The organism is Streptomyces sp. NPDC092370 (assembly GCF_044755265.1).
Classification (GTDB): Bacteria; Actinomycetota; Actinomycetes; order Streptomycetales; family Streptomycetaceae; genus Streptomyces.
Genome location: NZ_JBIVQO010000006.1, coordinates 242,075 through 256,100 on the forward strand (window position 1 = coordinate 242,075; position 14,026 = coordinate 256,100).

Here is a 14,026-nt window from a genome sequence, read left to right on the forward strand (position 1 = left end):
TCCTCCGCGCTGCTGCCACGTCTCCAAGGAGGACGGAGCGAGGCGCAGACATGGGTGGGGGGCAGGACGGCGTCGACGAACGTGATGACCCATCATGAACATGGGAGACGACGCTCGTCTCGCGATACCAGCCGAACCGGTGACAGCCGGCAGGCCAGCTGGAGGACTCCGTCGTTCTAGACCTGCCGCACCATGGAGGCTGCTCTCAGAGCCGCGGGTGAGGCACCGGCCATGGGCCCACCAGCCGCAGTAACTCGCGCGGTGGAAGCGCTGTCGGCACTGCCTGATTCACGAACCGACGCGGCAACGCAGGGCGATACCAGGCCAGAACCCTGCTGGGGCTGACCCGATGCACACTGCTCACCAGGATGTGACGGCTCATGACCACCATGATCATCGCCTTTCCCGGCGATCAGTGGCGGGGGCTCCGCTGCTGCGGGGCGAACGTCATCACCCGAGAGTGCAGCGGGTGCGGTTGCACTGACGGAGAGGTGTCCACCGACACTCTCGACATGCACGCCGTGCGTCACTACGACTCCGAACAGCAGTACGGCGAGGGCCAAGACGCGGAGCACCGGACCCGCAGAGCGGGCCCGGACCATGCGCGAAGGCGAGCAAGCCGTGATCATGCCGTGATCCTAGCGGCTTGCCGACAGTGCTCGACCACTACTTCCCGAAACAGCGGGTCAACTCGTCGGACAACTGGCCTGTTTGTCGCGGCGAGCGCGCAACGGACCCTCAGCGCCGGCACCTTCACGCCTCTGAGCCGGTTTCCGGCCAGGTAGATGACTACCCAGGTCAGGCGACCTCCTCGACCTCCGGCGGCTCCGCCGGCTTCCGCCCGTTCGAGACCTGACGTACCCACCCCTGCGGGCGGGCCCAACCGGCCCGCCACTTCCGGCACCAGCACCGCACGCCGGTGCGCACAGCGCAGTGCCGCGTTCCTCCGCCGCTGCCACCGCTCCCGCGCCGCCCTGCCGGCCACCATTCGGTGCAGCACCACTGCCGCAGTGAGCAGCACCCAGCCCGCCACGTTGTCCAGCCTGTGTTGCACGCAGATCCCCCTGTCATCGCATGGCGACCCGCTGACGGGAGAAGGGGTGCTTCTCCTGGCACGGGTGCCGGGCGGAGTGACTCGGGTTGCACCTTCCGTAGCGGTATGTGGTCCGGTGGACTCACATCCCGCCCCACTGAGGAAGGCCCCTGCTCATGTATTCGTCCTTCATCCCGCCGCGCCAGGTCAAGATCGGTGACGCGGCGGCCTTCGTCGGCACCACACCGCGGGCGATCCGTCACTACCACGAGATCGGCCTCCTCCCCGAGCCCGCGCGAGGCGGCGACGACCGCCGCCGCTACGGCTACGAAGACATGATCCGGCTGCTGTGGATCCGCAAGATGGCCGACGCCGGGATCGCCCTGGACGACATCCGTGACGCCTTCGCCGACACGGCTTCCGCCGGTGCCGACAGCGATGACCGCATCGCGAGCATCCTGGAACGGCTGGAGGAAACCCTCGTCGCCCAGGAAGCAGAACTGCGGCGGCAACGGACTGCCGTGCAGCGCATGCGTAGTGAGGGCAGCAGGATGGGTCTGCTCTCCGACTTCGTCACCAGCCGCCTCAAGAGCCTGCCCGAGGGCTCCCTGCGCCAGGCGGACCTGGACAGCCTGCTGGTCACCGAGCGGATCTTCGGCCCGCTCGGTGCGGCCGTCCAGGCCACCCGTTTCACCGCCCTGGCCACTCACCCGGATCTGCGGGAGGACTCCGACCGTATCGATGCCGCCGAAGAGGCACTCGATGACACGATCGCTGTCGATGATCCCCGCGTGGCCCGGGTGGCTGCCGAACGGCACGCCTTCGAAAAGGCGCTGCAAGCCGTTATCGAGGATTCCGGCCTGGCGGAGAGCGACGACGCGCTCTTCGACTCCTGGGACACTTTGCACCCCGTTACCGCTGATGAGGGTGAGGACGAGGCCGGCCAAAGCTCTGGCAGGGGGCAAGAGTCCATGAGCGCGTTCGAAGCCACAGGAAAGATGCCCTACGACTTCTCCCCGGCCCGCCTGCGCTGCATGGAATTGGCCGAAGAACTCACCGCCCACGAGTCACCCGCTTCCTAGAACACGGCCCGGTACTGCAACGGTGCTTGTTCTGATTGCTGGGCGGTTTTCAAGGGCTGCGCCCCCCGCATCAGCGCGGAAACAGGGATGCCTGGTGGCGCGCCGAGCTGGTCGGGTTGGCTGGTGGCCGCCGAGGCCGACGGGCAGATCGTCGGCGCAGCCGCAGGAGCGTACGCGCGCCGGGTGAGGGGGAGTTGTACGCGCTGTGCCCCGCACAGCACCGCCGCCGCCGCCGTGACGGAATCGGCAGCGCGCTGTTGTCCGTTCTCACCGAGCGCATGCGAAGACACGGCACCCGGAGTCAGTCGGCCATCCGTCCGATGGCCACCCAGCCCGCAGCGACCACCCTGCCGCCGCAACGGCAGGACACCAACCTCCGATGACACCTGATGGCGTGTCAGTAGAGTTGGCAAAGGGTCAGCAACAGCCCTGCCACAGGCGCCCACAGACGGCGACACCGTGGAATGGCGCAGCACCGCGCATCAGGCTTGCCGCGAACCCAGCCGCCCTCCCGCACGCGAGGGAACCGCGGATGACAAACGCTGCGGCGAACCACCCACCCGCACCGGCGAATCAGCCATTTTCGCAGGTCAGCGAACCCTTCCCCGCGGCTTCAGAGGCGTCGCGGGCAGTTCGGGAGCCGGCAACGGATCCCCGTCGTACCCCTTCACCTCGCCGAACCGAGTCCCCTCCATCCAGTCCCTGCGCGCCTGCTCGATCTCCCCCTGCGACCGTCCGATCCAGTTCCAGAACATGATCAGTTCCTCCTCGAACGGTTCGCCGCCCAGGAGCATCAGGCCCGCGTCCGACTCGGCCCGCAGGGGCAGTTCGGTGCGGCCGCAGCCTAGGTAGAGCATCGAGCCGGGCAGGAGCGGGACGCCGTCGACGTGGGCCTCGCCGGACATGGACAGGACGGCGTACTCGAAGTCCGCTTGCAGGGGGAGGCGTACGTCCGCGCCTCGGGTCAGCGCCAGGTCGGCGCCGACGATCGGGGTGTACGCCGTGCCGGGTGAGGTCGCGCCGTCGAGGTCGCCGAGGATCAGCGTGGCCGTCAGGCCGGGGGCCGTGACGACCGGCAGATCGGCGTGGTGCTCGAAACGCGGCTCGGTGTGGCGGTGACTGTCGGGGAGGGCGACCCACAGTTGCGCTCCGTGCAGGAAGCGGGCGTGCGAGCGCGGGCTCTCCTCCGAGTGGCTGATCGCCCGGCCGGAGGTCATCAGGCCGAGTTCGCGCGGGCGGATCGCCTGGAGGCTGCCGGTGGAGTCGCGGTGCAGCACCTCCCCCTCGTGCAGCCAGCTCACCGTCTGCAGACCCATGTGAGGGTGTGGCGGCACCTGCATGCCGGGCTCGTCGGCGATGTCGTCGGGACCGTAGTGGTCGACGAAGCACCAGGCCCCGACCATCCGGCGGCCGAGGTTGGGCAGCAGCCGGCGGACTTCGCCGGACTCGCCCAGCCTGACCCGGCGAGCGCTGAGGAGTTCACGCACCGGCTCCGCCACCACGAAGCCACGGCCGCCACACAGGGACGGGGCCGCCTCGCGCTCAAGATTGCTCATGGCGCCCAACCTAGTCCGGCGCGGGAGCCGCCGTCAGCGTCACCTTCGGGCCGCGTCGCACCCAGCCCGAAAACAGTAGCCATGTACATAGTAGCCATGTACAGTATCTGGCATGAGCAATCGTTCCGAAGGCGCCACGCCCGGGTTCCTGGTGTGGCGGCTGTCGATGAAGTGGCGGGTCGCGGTCGACCGTGCGGTGGCCCCGCTGGGGCTCACCCACGCGCAGTACTCGCTGGTGGCCTCGCTGCACGGCATGCAGCGCTCCGGTGAGCAGCCCAGCCAGCGCCGACTCGCCGACCACACCGGGCTGGAACCGCTCTATGTGTCCAAGCTCGCCCGGGCACTGGAGACCGCCGGCCTCCTGGAACGGACCCGGGACCCCCGCGACCCGCGCGCGGTGCAGCTCGCGCTCACACCACAGGGTCACGAGGTCACCCGGCGGGCGATCGAGGTCGTCCACGGGCTCCTCCAGCAGCTCCTCGACCCGCTCGGCGGCCTCGACGGCGCGCGCACCCGGGAGTTCACGCGCGACCTCACGACCCTGCTCGACGCACCGCTTGATCCCTTCAGCGAGAACGAGACGGAGCAGTCATGACCACCACCACAACCACACCCCGTGTCGACCCCCGCGTCATCGCCCTGGCCCACTACGCCGGCCGCGCTCTCCTCGAGAACGTGCTGGCCCGGCACGGCATCACCTTCCAGCAGTCCGTGACCCTGCGGCTCGCCGCCCTCGCCGACGGCCCGGTGCCGCGCGAGCAGCTCGCCGACGGTGTCACCGGTGCCCTGAAGATCGACGCGACCGAGGCGCACGACGTGCTCGACGAGCTGATCGCCGCGCAGTTGCTGACCCCCGACGGGACGTCGGAGGTACGGATCACGGACGCCGGCCGCGAGCTGTACGCCACGACCTCCGGCGAGACGGCCCCCATCACGGCCCGGATCTACGACGGCATACCGGCACAGGACCTGGCCGTCACGGGCCGGGTGCTGCGCCTGATCACCGAACGGGCCGACGCCGAACTGGCCGCCCTGACCCGTTAGGGCAGCCCGTCCGGCCAATGGAATACCGAACCGCCGGGCGCGGTTGTCGGCCTCGAAGGAGGCACCGAGTGAACACGACCCAGGACACCACGTACTACGCCCACGGAACCCCGGCCGAGCGCTGGGAGCGCGCACAGCTGTTCTTCGACGCCAAGGACTACGCCGCCGCCGCGCGCGTCCTGGCCGGGCTGGTCGAGGAGGTGCCCGAGCAGACCGGGCCCCGGCTGCTCCTGGCGCGCTCCTATTACCACTCGGCCCAACTGCGGCGCGCCGAGGGCGAGCTGCGGACGATCGTCGAGCGGGACCCCGTGGAACACTACGCCCGGCTGATGCTCGGCCGCACCCTGCAGCGGCAGAACCGGCACGAGGAGGCGGAGTCGCACTTGCGGATCGCCTCCGCGCTCGGCGGTGACTTCGAGCAGCGCTGACCCCCGCCGTACCTGAGGGATGCCCGGCTCCTCGGGGAGCCGGGCATCGGTGTGCCGGCGGCGGTCCGCTACTCGACCGGTGTCCCGTACGACCGCCGCCCCCGCCGGTGGGCGATCTCCCCCAGCAGGATGTCCGCGGCGAGGAAGGCCGCCAGCGGGATGCCGAACAACGGCAGGAAGTACCCGAGTACGGCGACGCCCGCCAGCAGCGGTACGAGGATCTGCGGCGGGACCTGCTGCCAGGCGCCGCGTGGGATCGGACGGCCGAAGGCGGTGCCGCGCCCGCGTTGCCACCACATGCGGTAGCCCCAGACGATCAGCAGGATCAGGGAGAGCGCGAGCAGCATCAGGGCGATCTGGTTGGCCAGACCGAACAGGATGCCGGTGTGCAGGTCGATGCCCCACCGGGTGAGCTTGGCGAGCACCGGGTAGTCGGCGAACCGCACGACGTCCGTGACCTCGCCGTCGGCCGGGTCGATCGCGACGGCGTCCTGCTTCGAGGGCCAGCCGCGCTGCACCTGCTTCACCACGTACGCCGAGTCGGCGTCGGCGGGCGGCACGATCTCCACCGGGTCGCCCAGTCGCTCGGCCCGCGCCGCGGCAAGGACCTTGTCCAGTCCCACGCCGTGTGCGGCGTCGCCCGCCCGCCCGGCGGCGGAGCCGTGGCCGTCGTGCTCACCGCCGGCCGCCGCTGACACCGACGGGGTGGCCTGGCCCAGTGAGGTCCGCAGCTCGTCGATGGTGGCTCCCGCGTAGGCCGACCAGGTCAGACCGGTCGCCGAGAGGAAGAAGAACCCGGCCGCCGCCCACACGCCGACATTGCCGTGCAGGCCGAGTGTGCGCCGTCGCCCCTTCGTGCCCCGTACCTTGCGCAGGGCCCGGCGGCGGGAGAACCACAGCGCCAGTCCGCCCGCCGAGACGACCCACAGCCAGCTGGCCGCCAGCTCGCTGTACAGCCGCCCCGGCTCACCCAGGTGCAGATCCCGGTGGAACTCGTCGATCCAGGTGCGCAGCGGCAACGCGCCGGTCGAGCCGTACTGTTCGAGGGAACCGCGCACCTCGGCGGTGTACGGGTCGACGAACACCGCGAGCGTGTGGCCCTCGTCGACGCCCGGGACGCCGGACAGCATGACCCTGGTGGTCGCGTCGGCCTCGGGTGAGGGGCGTACGGCCGAGACCGTGCCCTCGGGGTGGGCCTTGCGGGCGGCGGACACCTGCTCACTGATCGGCAGCTTGTTCTCGCCTGCGGGGACGGTCAGTTCGTGGTCGTAGACGAGCCTTTCGGCCTGGAACGAACCGGCGTACAGCAGGCCGGTGACGGCGGCGACGAGGAGGAACGGCGCCACCAGCACCCCGGCGTAGAAGTGCAGGCGCAGGATCAGCGGGCGCAAGGGGGCCCAGCTGCTCTTCGACGGTGCCGGGGTGGCTGGTTGCGAGGCCTCGTCCGTGGTGGTCGAGGGAGCGGTGGTCATCGGCGGGCTTCTCCGGGGGACGTCGTCTGGGCCGTCGCGGTGTGGGCGGCGACCGTGGCGGTGCAGTAGTCGGGGCGGCGGGGCGTTCGGTTCCCGGAGAGCCCCTGTGACGCGCATCACATGCGGGTGGGGGGTGCCGTGCCATCCTGACGCGATGGGAACACCGAGCGATCGCGCACCCCTGGCCGAGCGGGTCGGGCAACTCCTCGACGAGGGCGTCCCCTTGACCATCGTCGCGGCCGGCGACCCGGTACTGCGGCACGCCGCCGAGCCGTACGACGGCCAGCTGGGGCCCGCCCTGCTGGCACGGTTCGTCGAGGCCCTGCGGGTCACCATGCGTGCGGCGCCCGGGGTCGGCCTGGCGGCTCCACAGGTCGGGGTGCCGCTCAGGATCGCGGTGATCGAGGACCCCGCACCGGTGCCGGAGGAGGTGCGTCTGGCGCGCGGGCGGGCGCCGCAGCCGTTCCGCGTGCTGGTCAATCCCGTCTATGAGCCCGTCGGCGACGCGCGGGCCGCGTTCTTCGAGGGCTGCCTGAGCGTGCCGGGCTGGCAGGCGGTGGTGGCGCGGCACGCCGAGGTGCGGCTGACGGGGCAGGACGAGCACGGGCGGGCGCTGGACGAGGTGTTCAGGGGCTGGCCGGCCCGGATCGTGCAACACGAGACGGACCACCTCGACGGCGTCCTGTACCTGGACCGCGCCGCGACGCGTTCACTGTCGTCCACCCAGGCGATGGCGGAGCGCTGGGCCCAGCCGACACCCGAGGAGGCGGCGCGGGCGCTCGGCTTCGAGCTGCCGTGATCCGCCGAACCGCCGGGCCCAGGTCGTCGACGCGCCGGGCCGGACCGGGTTCTTCTGCTGCCGGAGGCCGAGGAGAACCCGTGGGACGGCGGCTGGCGGGAGCCGGTGGTGCCCGCGCACGCGCAGCGGGACCGTCGTCCCTGCCCCGGCCCGGCCCGGACGGACGGGGGGTCAGGCGTCGCGGTAGGCCTCCAGCAACCGCAGCCACACCTCGCTGATCGTCGGGTAGGACGGGACGGCGTGCCACAGGCGGCCGACCGGGACCTGGCCGGCGACCGCGATGGTCGCGGAGTGGATGAGCTCGCCGACGCCGGGGCCGACGAGGGTGACGCCGCGCAGGATCTCACCCTCGAGGTCGACGACCATGCGGGCGCGGCCCTGGTAGCCGTCGGCGTACAGGCCGGCCCCGGCGACGGTGGACAGGTCCACGTCGACGGCCTTCACCCGGTGGCCTGCCTGTTCCGCCTCGGCCAGGGACAGGCCCACGGCCGCGGCCTCCGGATCGGTGAAGACGACCTGGGGAACGGCGGTGTGATCGGCGGTCGCGGCGTGGGCGCCCCAGGGCCCGGCCAGGAGCGCCTCCCCGGTGGCCCGCGCGGCGATCGCGGCACCGGCGATGCGGGCCTGGTACTTGCCCTGGTGGGTGAGGAGGGCGCGGTGGTTGACGTCGCCCACCGCGTACAGCCAGTCGTGGCCGGTTACGCGGAGGCTGTCGTCGACGGACAGCCAGGAGCCGGGGTCGAGGCCGATCGTCTCCAGGCCGATGTCGTCGGTGCGCGGGGCGCGGCCGGTGGCGAAGAGGATCTCGTCGGCCTCGATGCGGTCGCCGGTGCCGGTGACGGCCACCACCGTCCCGTTCTCCCGGGTCACCGACTCCACGGACGTGCCCGTACGGACGTCCGCGCCGGCCTCCGTGAGCGCCTCGGCGATCAGTTCCCCGGCGAAGGGCTCCATCCGGGGGAGCAGGCCCTTGCCGCGGACCAGCAGGGTGACCTTCGAGCCGAGGGCCTGCCAGACCGTGGCCATCTCGGTGGCGACCACTCCGCCGCCGATCACGATCAGCCGGCCGGGCACGGTCTGGGAGCTGGTGGCCTCCCGGCTGGTCCACGGCTTGACCGCGTCGAGCCCGGGCAGGCCGGGCAGGGCGGCGCGGCTGCCGGTGCAGACGGCGACGGCGTGCCGGGCGGTCAGGACGCGCTCGCCGCCGTCCGGGCCGTTGACCGTCACCGTGCGGGGGCCGGTGAGGCGCCCGTGGCCGCGGTACAGGTCGGCGCCGATGGAGTCGAGCCACCCGACCTGGCCGTCGTCCTTCCAGTTCGAGGTGTAGTAGTCGCGGTGGGCGAGGATGGCGGAGGCGTCGAGGGGCCCCTGCACCGACTGGCGCAGGCCCGGTACGCGGCGGGCGTCCGCGCGGGCGATGACCGGCCGCAGCAGCGCCTTGCTGGGCATGCACGCCCAGTAGGAACACTCGCCGCCGACCAGCTCGCTCTCCACGACCGCGGTGGTCAGCCCGGCCGCGCGGGTGCGATCGGCGACGTTCTCCCCCACGGGCCCGGCCCCGAGCACCACGACGTCGTACGCGTTGGTTTCCGTTTCCGTCATGGGGTCAGTCTGGTGGGTGGTGTGCGCCCTGGCCACATGGGTAGGGGCGCGGAATACGTGTCCGGTCGGCCGTGTTGTGCCGACGGCTTTGACCCCACACCAGGAAGTAGGGAATGACGCCATGAGCAGCACCGTGGAGCTCACCAAGGAGAACTTCGACCAGACGGTCACGGACAACGAGTTCGTCCTGATCGACTTCTGGGCCGACTGGTGCGGGCCGTGCAAGCAGTTCGCCCCGGTCTACGAGAAGGCGGCGGGAGACAACCCGGACCTGGTGTTCGGCAAGGTGGACACCGAGGCGCAGCCCGAGCTGGCCGCGGCCTTCGGTATCCAGTCCATCCCCACGCTGATGATCGTCCGGGACCAGGTCGCCGTGTTCGCCCAGCCGGGCGCCCTGCCCGAGGCCGCCCTGACGGACGTCATCGGGCAGGCCCGGAACCTCGACATGGACGAGGTGCGCAAGGCGATCGCCGAGCAGCAGGCGCAGCAGCCGGCCGAGTGAGGGGCCCCGGGGCGCGAGGCCCGTCCGGCCGGGTCCTAGAAGGGGTACGGAGCAACGTCTCCGCGTACCGTCGTCCAGCGCAGTTCGGTGAAGGCCTCCAGGTTGGCCTCACCGCCGAAGCGGGCGCCGGTGCCGGAGGCGGCGATTCCGCCGAAGGGTGCCACGGCCTCGTCGTTCACGGTCTGGTCGTTGATGTGGACGATGCCGGTCGGAATGCGCTCGGCGAGGTCGAGACCGCGGGCCGGATCCCTGGTGACGATGCCCAGGGAGAGGCCGTACGGGCTCTGCGCGGCCAGCGCCGCCGCCTCGTCGACGGTGGTGAAGGAGCGGACGGGTGCCACCGGGCCGAAGACCTCCTCCGTGTACGCTGGAGAGCGGTCGTCGACGTGGGCGAGGACCGTGGGCCGGTAGAAGAGCCTGTCGTGGGTGCCGCCGGCGGCGAGCTTGGCGCCCGCGTTCGTGCTGGCCTCGACCAGACCGCTGATCTTGGTGAGCTGGCCCGAGTCGATGATGGGGCCCAGGTGGACCTGATCCCGGTAGGGGTCGCCGACGGAGAGTGAGTCGGCCTTGGCGGCCAGCCGCTCGACGTACTCGTCGTACAGGGACGCGTGCACCAGGTGGCGTCCGGTGGTCATGCAGATCTGGCCCTGGTGGAAGAACGACCCCCAGGCGGCCGTGGAGATCACCGCGTCGAGGTCGGCGTCCTCCAGCACGATCATGGCCGAGTTGCCGCCCAGTTCGAGGTGGGCCCGCTTGAGGTGACGGCCGGCGGCCTCGCCCACGGCCCGTCCGGCGGCGGTGGAGCCGGTGAAGGAGATGACCGGCACCCGCGGGTCTGTCACCAGGGCCTGTCCGGCGTCCGGGCCGCCGGGGAGCACGTGCAGCAGGTCCTCCGGCAGGCCCGCGGCGGCGAAGACCGCGGCGAGGGACAGCCCTCCGCACACGGCCGTGCGCGGGTCCGGCTTGAGCAGGACCGCGTTGCCCAGCGCCAGGGCCGGTGCGACGGAGCGGATGGAGAGGATCAGCGGGGCGTTGAACGGCGAGATCACGCCCACCACACCGGCCGGGACCCGCCGCGTGTACGACAGGCGCGGCGCCTCGCTGGGCAGCACCTGGCCGGCCGGGCGGGAGGCGAGGGCGGCGGCCTCGTAGCACTCCTGGGCGGCGACGTGCAGCTCGAAGTCCGCCTTGCCGGGTACGGAACCCGATTCGCGGACGAGCCATGCGCGCAGTTCGTCGGCGTGCTCGGTGAACAGGTCGCCCGCCTTGCGGAGCACGGCGGCGCGGGCGAAGTGCGGGGTGCGTGCCCATGCGTGCTGGGCGGTGGCCGCCCGCTCGGCGGCGGCCCCGACGTCCTCGGACCCGGCGAGGGTGAGGGAGCCCAGGGCTTGGCCGGTGGCGGGCTCGGTGACGGTGTACCCGGGCCCCGTGAGGCTGCGGGGCTGCCAGCTCGTGGTGTCGAGCAACGGCATGACGGCTCTCCGATCGATCGGTCACCGGCGGACGGGACGGTCGATTCCCGTGTGTGCGCGGCCGGTTCGGCGGTCACATGGCGGGACGCGCCGAGCGGGCGCGGCGGAGTGCGCCGCGGCCCGGGTGGGAACGCGCCCCCGTTTTGTTGAGCATGCAACATCCTAGCCGTGCCGCGGACCGGGAGCCGGTTCCCCGGCCCGGGCCGGGGGAATTCGCACGGTTCACCCGCCCGAGCCGGGGGATTCGCACGGCGCGAGGCGGCCACGTCAGGGAACTGGCTGTAGAGCCGCTGACCGCGTGCACAGCGGCACCGCGAATCCGGCCACACCGCCACCCTCGCCGATCGGACCGTGCGCCGGCGCGTGCGTCGACGCAACGCCCGGTCGTCGCCCGTCGGCTCAGCTGGAGTCGCGGTGCAGCACCGTCGCGTCAGCTGGATTCGCGGTGCAGCACCGTCGCGTCAGCTGGAGTCGCGGTGCAGCACCGTCGCGTCAGCTGGATTCGCGGTGCAGCACCGTCGCGCCGAGCACCTTGTGCGTCTCGGGCTCGGTGATGGGCCTGCGCACCGTACGGTCGACCAGCTCGGCGAGTTCATGGCCGGAGGGCAGCTCCAGACGGACCGTGCTCAGCCGGGGCCGCAGCAGCCGTCCGAGCACCAGGTCGTCGGCGCCGATCACGGCCGTCTCCTCGGGGATGCGGATGCCCTCGTCGAGCAGGGCCCGCATCAGCAGCATCGCGTACTCGTCGTTGTAGGTGAACACGGCGTCCAGACCGAGGCTCCGCCAGCGGGCGGCCAGGCGCGCCGCGGCCTGCTCGTCGTAGGCCAGGGGCAGTTCGGTCACCGTGGCGTCCGTGCCGCGCAGCGACTGGCGCACGCCGTCGAGGCGGGGGGCGGAGAACGCCTCGAGACCGGGGTCCTGCGGCACGACGACGCCGATCCGGCGCCGGCCGAGGTCGTAGAGGTGGGCGCCCGCGCTGTGGCCGACGACATCGTGGTCCATCAGCAGGGCGTGCGCACCCTCGATGGTCTCGGGGCCGAGGGTGACCACGGCCCGCGCCCCCGAACGCTTGAGCACCGCCACCCCGCGCGGGCCCAGTCCGGAGCCGGGCACGAGGACGGCCACGGGCCGCAACTCTGCCCACGCGCGGGCGGCTTCGTCACCGTGCGGGCCGCCGGTGCCGTACTGCACCACCGTGTAGTCCAGACCGGCGAGCGAACCCTGGAGGTCGGCGAGGAACCGGCTGTAGAGCGGGCCGACGGGGAAGGTCGGCGCGGGGATCAGGACCATCCGGCTGTGCCCGGCACGCAGGCTGCGGGCCGCCGCGTGCGGTACGTAGCCGAGTTCCCTGGCGGCCTCGTGCACACGGCGGCGGGTGGGTTCGCTGATCCGTACGGCGCTGGTGTTGTTCAGGACGTAGGAGACGGTCGCGCGCGAGACGCCGGCCAGGCGGGCCACATCGGCGCTCGTGGGCACGGAGCGCGACGGTGCGGGGGACGGGGGCGCGGGCGTTTTCGGTATCTGCACCATGACGTACGGCATCTTGGCAGAAGCCTCAATGCGCCCTTCCGGCGGGGGAGTTGTGAGGAAGCCGTGAGCGCTCACGAAGCAGAGCGGGCGCTTCTCAGCGCGCCGCGCCCGCTCCCGCCACCCGGTCCACCAGGTCGATCCATGCGGCCTCCAGACGGGGCAGCGGTATGCCGCACTGCTCGGTCAGGTGGTGGATCAGGGCCGGGTCGAGCTGGCCCATCAGCGCATGGGAGAGGAGTGCGCAGTCCGCTCCGGGGACGGCCTGCCGCAGCAGCATCTCGATGTGGTGCCGCAGCACGCGGCGGGCGGGGACGACGTAACGGCGGTTTGCGCCGGGATCGGCAGCCAGTTGCAGTTCCAGCTCGTCCGCCGAGCGGCGCAGCATGGCGCAGCCGAACGCCCGCAGCCGCTCCACGGGCGGCGCTCCGGGCCCGAGCGGCGGCGGGCCGCCGAGGAACGCGGCCTGGAACTTCTTCTCGGAGTGGTCGAGCAGCGCCGTCAGCAGGCCGGTGCGGTCGCCGAATCTGCGGAAGACCGTGCCCTTGCCGACGCGGGCCTCGGCGGCCACCGCCTCCATCGTCACGGCCTCGGCGCCGCGCTCCGCCACCAGCCGTCCGGCGGCCTCGAGCAGCCGGGCGCGGTTGCGCGCGGCGTCGGCCCGCAGGCATGGTTCGTCGGCCTCCAGAGCGGTACCGAGCTGCAGCAGCTCGGGGTGGTCGACGGGCTCCTGGGGCGTCGGGAGGGGCGGCGGGACGGCGGACATGAAGCCAGCGTAAAGCATCGGGAACAAACTGGACCGCGGTCCGGTTAGGATGCTAGAACGTTAAACGGACCCTGGTCCGGATCGATTGCGCAGTGTCAGAGCAGTGCCTCATACGTGGGAGTCAGCATGTCCGTTCGTATCCTCGCCCTCGTCGGCAGCCTTCGTGCCGGCTCGCACAACCGCCAGCTCGCCGAGGCGGCCGTCAAGCTCGCCCCCGAGGGCGCCGAGGTGAGCCTGTTCGAGGGTCTCGCCGAGATCCCCTTCTACAACGAGGACATCGACGTGGAGGGCGACGTCCCGGCCGCCGCGGCGCGCCTGCGCGAGGCCGCGAACGCCGCCGGCGGCCTGATCCTCTTCACCCCCGAGTACAACGGCACCATTCCGGCCGTCCTGAAGAACGCCATCGACTGGCTGTCCCGCCCGTACGGCGCCGGTGCCCTCAGCGGCAAGCCGGTCGCCGTGGTCGGCACCGCCTTCGGCCAGTACGGCGGTGTCTGGGCGCACGACGAGACCCGCAAGTCCGTGGGCGTGGCCGGCGGCAAGGTCCTGGAGGACGTCAAGCTGTCCATCCCCGGCTCGATGACCCGCTTCGCCGAGACGCACCCGGCCGATGACGCCGAGGTCGCCGAGCAGCTGACCGAGGTCATCGCCCGCCTGCACGGTCACGCTTCCGCGCCCGCCGCGGCCTGACCGTCCTCACCTCGCGCCCGCGGAGGGGCCGCGGCCGGCAACGGCCCCGGTCC

The 14,026-nt window shown here is 71.9% G+C and carries 13 protein-coding genes; 7 read left to right on the forward strand and 6 right to left on the reverse strand.

The window, feature by feature from the left end:
- Positions 1-1,209: 1,209 nt before the first annotated feature.
- Complete coding sequence (locus ACIQHQ_RS20300) at positions 1,210-2,115, forward strand: MerR family transcriptional regulator (protein WP_402613274.1); 906 nt, start codon at positions 1,210-1,212, stop codon at positions 2,113-2,115.
- Positions 2,116-2,705: 590 nt separating this feature from the next.
- Here ACIQHQ_RS20300 and ACIQHQ_RS20305 read toward each other — a convergent pair.
- Positions 2,706-3,671 (reverse strand): pirin family protein, encoded by a 966-nt coding sequence (locus tag ACIQHQ_RS20305; RefSeq protein ID WP_402613275.1) that lies wholly within the window; start codon positions 3,669-3,671, stop codon positions 2,706-2,708.
- A 112-nt stretch (positions 3,672-3,783) separates the two neighbouring features.
- Between ACIQHQ_RS20305 and ACIQHQ_RS20310 the strand changes: the two genes are divergently transcribed.
- From ACIQHQ_RS20310 to ACIQHQ_RS20320, 3 genes are all read left to right on the forward strand, one after another.
- On the forward strand, positions 3,784-4,266 hold the full coding sequence (locus tag ACIQHQ_RS20310) for a MarR family winged helix-turn-helix transcriptional regulator (RefSeq protein ID WP_402613276.1): 483 nt from the start codon (positions 3,784-3,786) through the stop codon (positions 4,264-4,266).
- Positions 4,263-4,715, forward strand: coding sequence for a MarR family transcriptional regulator (locus ACIQHQ_RS20315; RefSeq protein ID WP_402613277.1), 453 nt, complete (start codon positions 4,263-4,265; stop codon positions 4,713-4,715). The genes ACIQHQ_RS20310 and ACIQHQ_RS20315 overlap by 4 nt, the downstream gene beginning before the upstream one ends.
- Before the next feature lie 68 nt (positions 4,716-4,783).
- A complete protein-coding gene (locus ACIQHQ_RS20320) occupies positions 4,784-5,143 on the forward strand; it encodes a tetratricopeptide repeat protein (protein WP_402613278.1) in 360 nt (119 codons plus the stop codon).
- 68 nt (positions 5,144-5,211) lie between these two features.
- Here ACIQHQ_RS20320 and ACIQHQ_RS20325 read toward each other — a convergent pair whose 3' ends face one another.
- The gene (locus ACIQHQ_RS20325) at positions 5,212-6,615 is read right to left on the reverse strand and encodes a PepSY-associated TM helix domain-containing protein (protein ID WP_402613279.1); all 1,404 of its coding nucleotides are present in this window, start codon (positions 6,613-6,615) and stop codon (positions 5,212-5,214) included.
- Positions 6,616-6,769: 154 nt separating this feature from the next.
- Here ACIQHQ_RS20325 and ACIQHQ_RS20330 point away from each other — a divergent pair, with 154 nt between their 5' ends.
- Entirely contained in the window at positions 6,770-7,414 is a 645-nt protein-coding gene (locus tag ACIQHQ_RS20330) for a peptide deformylase (protein WP_402613280.1), read from the forward strand.
- Positions 7,415-7,585: 171 nt separating this feature from the next.
- Here ACIQHQ_RS20330 and ACIQHQ_RS20335 read toward each other — a convergent pair whose 3' ends face one another.
- Complete coding sequence (locus ACIQHQ_RS20335; RefSeq protein WP_402613281.1) at positions 7,586-9,016, reverse strand: dihydrolipoyl dehydrogenase family protein; 1,431 nt, start codon at positions 9,014-9,016, stop codon at positions 7,586-7,588.
- 121 nt (positions 9,017-9,137) lie between these two features.
- Between ACIQHQ_RS20335 and trxA the strand changes: the two genes are divergently transcribed.
- Positions 9,138-9,518, forward strand: coding sequence for a thioredoxin (gene trxA / locus ACIQHQ_RS20340; protein ID WP_402613282.1), 381 nt, complete (start codon positions 9,138-9,140; stop codon positions 9,516-9,518).
- 35 nt (positions 9,519-9,553) lie between these two features.
- Here the strand turns inward: trxA and ACIQHQ_RS20345 are convergent, their stop codons facing one another.
- The 3 genes from ACIQHQ_RS20345 to ACIQHQ_RS20355 form a co-directional block, all read right to left on the reverse strand.
- Positions 9,554-10,990 carry a benzaldehyde dehydrogenase gene (locus tag ACIQHQ_RS20345; RefSeq protein ID WP_402613283.1) on the reverse strand — a complete coding sequence of 479 codons (1,437 nt, stop codon included), beginning with the start codon at positions 10,988-10,990 and terminating at the stop codon, positions 9,554-9,556.
- 492 nt (positions 10,991-11,482) lie between these two features.
- Positions 11,483-12,532 (reverse strand): LacI family DNA-binding transcriptional regulator, encoded by a 1,050-nt coding sequence (locus ACIQHQ_RS20350; protein WP_402613284.1) that lies wholly within the window; start codon positions 12,530-12,532, stop codon positions 11,483-11,485.
- Between the two features lie 82 nt (positions 12,533-12,614).
- Positions 12,615-13,283, reverse strand: a complete 669-nt coding sequence (locus ACIQHQ_RS20355; RefSeq protein ID WP_402613285.1) for a TetR/AcrR family transcriptional regulator — start codon at positions 13,281-13,283, stop codon at positions 12,615-12,617.
- Between the two features lie 126 nt (positions 13,284-13,409).
- Here ACIQHQ_RS20355 and ACIQHQ_RS20360 point away from each other — a divergent pair, with 126 nt between their 5' ends.
- A complete protein-coding gene (locus tag ACIQHQ_RS20360) occupies positions 13,410-13,973 on the forward strand; it encodes an NAD(P)H-dependent oxidoreductase (protein WP_402613286.1) in 564 nt (187 codons plus the stop codon).
- The last annotated feature ends 53 nt before the right edge of the window (positions 13,974-14,026 follow it).